The sequence below is a fragment of the Branchiibius sp. NY16-3462-2 genome, assembly GCF_001594145.1.
In the GTDB taxonomy this organism is placed as follows: Bacteria; Actinomycetota; Actinomycetes; order Actinomycetales; family Dermatophilaceae; genus Branchiibius.
On sequence record NZ_LVCF01000037.1, the window covers coordinates 49,936 to 55,935 of the forward strand.

The window sequence follows — 6,000 nt, forward strand, 5'->3', positions numbered from 1 at the left end:
GCCAAAAATGCGACTAAGGCGTAGATCCGCGTCGTTCCGCGGAAATATCACGAAAAGATTACGGACCGTTTCGGGCCCGGTGACCGCCTGATCCGCACATCGGGCTAGGTGCAGCTGTGCGCAGGCTTGGCGAAAGGTTGGGATCCGCTCCGGGCTGCTGTCATAGTTTCTGGCGCCGGTCGAAGCAACGGGGAGTCTTTGGCCGGGAGCGCTGCGGGAATCACTGCTGGTTCGGCGCTCTCCATGTCCATACACCGAAGGGTCCCTCTCCGATCATGGCTTCTTACCGCCCCCGCCACCTCAAGCGCTCAGCGTCTCCTCTGCGCGGTCGTGGCGCCGCCCTGGCGGCCTCGGCAGCGGTGCTCGTACCCGCGCTGGCCGTCACTGACCAGGCGGTCGCCGCCCCGGTGAGCGCCAAGACCGCCGTGGCACCGGCCGCTGTTGCCGCCGTGGCGACGAGCACCGGTCCGACCCTGCGGTACGGCTCCTACGGATCCGCCGTTCGCACCCTGCAGAGCAAACTGAACGCCAAGGGCTACCGGCTGGTGGTCGATGGGGCCTTCGGGCCGAAGACCCGCGCTGCCGTGCGAGCCTTCCAGGCCAAGGCCCGCGTGGGCGCCACCGGAGTCGTGGGCGCCAGCACCTGGCGTGCGCTGGGTGGCTACCCCAAGGCCGCTGCGCCGTCTCGTAGCAGCAGCCGCAGCAACATCGTCTCGATCGCCTATCGCTACCTGGGAGCGCCCTACGTGCACGGTGGCGCCGGTCCGCGGGTCTTCGACTGCTCCGGCCTGACCTCGTACGTGTACCGCCAGGCGGGCATCTCGCTGCCGCGGACCGCTCGTGGCCAGCAGGCGGCTGTGCCGCGTACCTCCCGCCCGGTCCCTGGCGACCTGGTCTTCTTCGGTTACCCCGCCACCCACGTGGGCATCTACGTCAGCCCCGGTCGCATGATCGCCTCGCCCCGTCCGGGCAAGGTGGTCAAGGTGCAGCCGATCTACCAGCGTCCCTCGGGCTACGGCCAGGTGCGCTGAGCCCTCGCTTTTCCCGGTTCCGCCGGCTGTCTCACCAAATGAGACAGCCGGCGGAACTTTTTTCGTTCGGCGTGTCGTACGAAGAGAACTAAATGACACGTTTGTAGTATTCGCCGCCGCAAATCGCTGTCTACGCCGATATACCGCGGATTTCACCCGTTTCGTGAGGCGGCACCGGCGTGTCGATGCTTGACACCACCGGTCTCGCCAGCCCCGACAGTCTCGTCTTTCCCATCTTTCACATTCGTCACACGCCCGGCATAGTCCTTAGTCGTAGGCGACCGGATGGGGTCCCGCGCCGTCTCCTGCACGCAGATCCACCCCTGCCACCGAGGCCATCGGTGGTGCGGTTTTGACAGCGAGCGCCGACACAGACGGCCGGATGACGACGAGAGGGTCTCATGACCACGACTGCCCCCACGATTCCCGACGCGCGTTGGAGTGAGGCCGCCAGGCCGCGCCACCAGCGGCAGCGCCCCGGTCTGTCGGCGAAGGTTGCGCCGATCGTGACCTCCCGCAAGGGACTGGTGCTGTCGGGCACCGCGCTGGCCGTACCTGCTTCTGCGGGTGCTGTCCTGGCCGCCACCCCCGCCGAGGCGGCCGTGACGCCCGCGAGCGCCGTACGCACCCCGAGCGTCGTGCACGTGACCACCACGCCGGCCAGCCCCGTGGTGACCGTGAGCTACAACGACACCGGCGCGCTGGTGAAGACCCTGCAACAGCGGTTGGGCGGCCTCGAACTGGACGGTTGGTTCGGACCGAAGACGCTGGCCGCGGTGAAGGCCTTCCAGTCCTCGAAGGGTCTGGTTGCTGACGGTGTTGTCGGCCCGCTGACCTGGACCGCCCTGGGCGGCTTCCCTGGCGCCTCTGGCGGCACCGGTGGCTCCACGGGTGGGGGCACCGGCTCCGGCGGGACCTCGTGCACGGTCAAGGTGCTGCGCTACGGCTCCTCCGGTGACGCCGTCCAGGTACTCCAGCAGCGGCTGGGCCGCGGCCTGGTGGACGACGGCGAGTTCGGTGCGTTGACGCTGGCCGCTGTGAAGTCCTATCAGGCCGCCAAGGGCCTGGTGGTCGACGGGATCGCCGGTCCGGCGACGTGGACTGCACTCGGCGGCTTCCCGTGCGGCACCGATGCCACCGGAGGAACGGGCACTGGCGGGGGCACCGGCACTGGTGGCGGCGGGACGGGCTCCGGCGGCGGCACCACCGCCCCGGTACAGGGCTCGCTGCAGCAGAAGGCCATCGCCATCGCCAAGCAGTACCTGGGTATCCCGTACGTGCTCGGCGGCAACACGCCCGCCCAGGGGTTCGACTGCTCCGGGCTGACCAAGTACGTCTATGCCCAGTTGGGTGTGACGCTGCCGCGGACCGCTCGCGCGCAGCAGGCCTACTTGGGCAACACGAGCAACCCGGTCCCGGGTGACCTGGTGTTCTTCGGCACCCCCGCGTACCACGTCGGCATCTACCTGGGGAACAACACGATGCTGGCCGCTCCGCACCCGGGCGAGGTTGTCCGGATCCAGCCGATCTACACGACCCCGTCCAGCTACGGCCACGTGACCGGGAACTGATCGATGGCGGTTGCTCCTGCTCATCAGCGGCAGCGACCTGGGCTGGCCGATGCTGTCCGCCCGCTGGTCGTGAGTCGTCGGACCCGGACCGCTGCTGGAGCCGCAGTGACGCTGCCGGCCGTCGTCGGAGGCAGCGCCCTAGCGGCTGCCCCCGCCGAAGCCGCCACCGCTGTCCCGGCCGCGGCTCCCGCGGCCCCTCGGCTTGTTGCTGCGCTGGCGACACCGAGCGCGGCGCAGGTGTTGCGCTACGGGTCCGGCGGCTCGTTGGTCAAGGTGCTGCAGCAGCGGCTGGGGAAGCTGACCGTCGACGGGCGGTTCGGGGCCAAGACCCTGGCCGCCGTGAAGGCGTTCCAGCGCTCGCACAAACTGGCCGCCGACGGGGTGGTGGGCGCTAAGACGTGGACCGCCCTGGGTGGCCTGCCGACGGGGGCCGGTTCACCGCCTGGGTCCGCAGGGTCTTCCGGTTCTTCGGGTTCTTCGGGGTCTTCGGGATCGGCGCCGTCCGGCCCCGTGTCGTGCAGCGCCTCGAGCACCTTGAGGTACGGCGCGAGCGGGCCCTCGGTCAAGACGTTGCAGAAGGCGCTGGGCGGGCTGAGTGTCGACGGGGTGTTCGGAGCCAAGACGCTGGCCGCGGTGAAGAAGTACCAGAGCGCCAAGAAGCTGCCCGTCACCGGAACCGTCGACTCTGCTACCTGGAAAGCGCTGGGCTGCAAGGCCCCCGGCGGTTCAGGGGGTACTGGCTCGTCTGGGGGCACGGGCTCGTCCGGGGGCCCGGGCTCGGCCGGCGGCGGAACGGGGGATACCCCGGGAGACGCTGACTCGCCGTACCGGCTGCCCTGGAAGGCGGGAGTCTCCTACCGGGTCAGCCAGGGCGCGCACGGGGCGTTCTCGCACAACGGGGTCTATGACAAGTACGCCGTGGACTTCGCGCTGCCGTCCGGCACCCAGGTGCTGGCCTCCCGCGACGGGGTGGTCAGGGGGTCCGGGTGGATCTCCGGTGGCGGCAACTATGTGCTGATCCAGGACGCCTCCGGCCTGTGCCAGGAGTACTTCCACTTGAGTTCTTCCTCGGTGCGTGCGGGGCAGAAGGTCGCCCAGGGCAGTCCGATCGCGCGGTCGGGCAGCACCGGTCACTCGACGGGCCCGCACCTGCACTTCCAGATGGTCAACTGCTCGACCTGGAAGGCGGCATCGGTGGTGGACACCTACGAGGAGGGCACTTCCTACGTCGCCGGTGAGTGGGCGACCAGCCGCAACAGCTGACGCTGCATTTTCACCGGTCGACCCGGTGCCGCCGCAGCGTCTGATCGGCTCCTGGCATGCTTTTGTCAGCTTGGATGACGACTGGCACGGGATTGTCGGGATCCGTGCGAAACTCGACAATCCCGTGCCAATCACGTGCGTCCGGAACAGTTCCGTGCCAACCACCGTCAACCCCGGAGCCATGAGTTCGGTATGCCGTCGAACTGGCGCTGACGGTTGGTGCGTGGACCGGGCCGCCCTGCATATTCGGGACGCTTTGTTGAACCTCGTTCGCGTCACGATCTGTGGATAGTCCGAAGGATGGACGGGGCATCAAGATTTTTCTGTGCACACACTGGGAGCCGCATCACTGCAGGTCAGAGAGCTATCTGGCACAGTTCCCCCGACTTGTCCACAGTCGTATCCCCAGCCTGTGCACTGTCAGGTACGGCGTTTTACGCACCTGTTCCACACGTTGTCCACAGGCGTTCCGGTGAGATCTCTCCCGCGACTTCGCCTGCGCGGTGAGCCCCACTAACGTCGATCCAGACCCCCTGCTCACGACCGATTCGACGAGGTTGTCGGTGCTGCGTGTTTGGCTGCATTGGGTCGGACGGTGACATCAGGCGAAGGGGCGGTCGGTGACCAGCACGCAGGCGGAGGCCGGGTACCCAGGGTTGGACTCGGCGTACGGCGATCGGCCGGGTGGGCCGGGGCTGTTGCCTCCCCAGGACGTGCACGCCGAGCAGTCGGTGCTGGGGTCGATGTTGCTGTCCAAGGACGCGATCGGCGAGGCGGCCGAGGAGCTGGACTCCCGGGACTTCTACCGCCCGGCGCACGAAACGATCTATGCGGCGATCATTGATCTGTACGGTCGCGGTGAGCCGGCGGACGCGATCACGGTCGCCGATGAGTTGACCAAGCGCGGTGACCTGCAGCGGGTGGGTGGCCAGGCGTACCTGCACGAGTTGATCAACTCGGTGCCGGTGGCCTCGAACGCGGGTTACTACGCGCACATCGTGGCCGAGCGGGCGGTGCTGCGCCGGTTGGTCGAGGCGGGCACCCGGATCGTGCAGATGGGGCAGGCGACCGGCAACGGTGATGTCGTCGACATCATCAACGCGGCGCAGGCCGAGGTGTTCGCGGTCAGTGGCGGCAAGGACTCCGAGGACTACGTGCCGATCGGTTCGGTGGTCGAGCCGACGCTGGACATCATCGAGGCAGCGTCGGGTTCCTCGGACGACATGACCGGTGTGCCAACGGGTTTCACCGATCTGGACCATCTGACGAACGGCTTGTCGGCGGGCCAGATGATCGTGATCGCGGCGCGTCCGGCGGTCGGCAAGTCGACGCTGGGTTTGGACATTGCCCGCTCGGCGGCGATCGAGCATCACATGTCGACGGTGATCTTCTCGCTGGAGATGAGTCGCACGGAGATCACGATGCGTCTGTTGTCGGCGGAGGCGCAGATCCAGTTGCAGCAGTTGCGCAAGGGCCAGTTGCGCGATGACGACTGGGCGAAGTTGGCGCACACCTCGGGGCGGTTGTCGGATGCGCCTCTGTTCATTGACGATTCGCCGAACATGTCGCTGATGGAGATTCGCTCCAAGTGCCGGCGGTTGCGGGAGCGGCACAACCTGAAGCTGGTGGTCATCGACTATCTGCAGCTGATGTCGTCGGGCAAGCGCGTGGAGTCCCGGCAGCAGGAGGTGTCGGAGTTCTCCCGGGCGCTGAAGTTGTTGGCCAAGGAGCTCGAGGTGCCGGTGATCGCGATCTCGCAGTTGAACCGTGGTCCCGAGCAGCGCACCGACAAGCGGCCGATGATGAGCGACCTTCGTGAAAGTGGGTCGATCGAGCAGGATGCCGACGTTGTGATCCTGCTGCACCGGGACGATGCGGTGAACCGGGAGAGTGAGCGCGCCGGCGAGGCCGACCTGATCGTGGCCAAGCACCGTAACGGTCCGACCGACACGATCACCGTTGCCTTTCAAGGGCATTTCGCGCGGTTCACCAACATGGCAAAGGCGTTCTAGTGCGGCGCGTCGTTAATCATTTAACGATTGGGTTTGGGATCATGGGGTATGGCGAATCGTCCTGCTCCGGGGTTGGTGCTGCGTGATGGTGATCGGGGCCGGCTGCTGCGGTTGACCCGGTCT

4 protein-coding genes are annotated in these 6,000 nt (G+C 67.3%); all 4 read left to right on the forward strand.

Annotated elements, in window-relative coordinates:
• Window positions 1-275: 275 nt before the first annotated feature.
• The 4 genes from AZH51_RS11840 (at window position 276) to dnaB (ending at window position 5,877) form a co-directional block, all read left to right on the forward strand.
• Window positions 276-1,031 (forward strand): NlpC/P60 family protein, encoded by a 756-nt coding sequence (locus tag AZH51_RS11840; RefSeq protein ID WP_291524530.1) that lies wholly within the window; start codon window positions 276-278, stop codon window positions 1,029-1,031.
• Between the two features lie 401 nt (window positions 1,032-1,432).
• A complete protein-coding gene (locus AZH51_RS11845) occupies window positions 1,433-2,602 on the forward strand; it encodes a peptidoglycan-binding protein (protein ID WP_291524532.1) in 1,170 nt (389 codons plus the stop codon).
• Window positions 2,603-2,671: 69 nt separating this feature from the next.
• Complete coding sequence (locus tag AZH51_RS11850; protein ID WP_291524534.1) at window positions 2,672-3,865, forward strand: peptidoglycan-binding protein; 1,194 nt, start codon at window positions 2,672-2,674, stop codon at window positions 3,863-3,865.
• 656 nt (window positions 3,866-4,521) lie between these two features.
• The gene (gene dnaB, locus AZH51_RS11855) at window positions 4,522-5,877 is read left to right on the forward strand and encodes a replicative DNA helicase (protein ID WP_291524540.1); all 1,356 of its coding nucleotides are present in this window, start codon (window positions 4,522-4,524) and stop codon (window positions 5,875-5,877) included.
• Window positions 5,878-6,000: the final 123 nt, after the last annotated feature.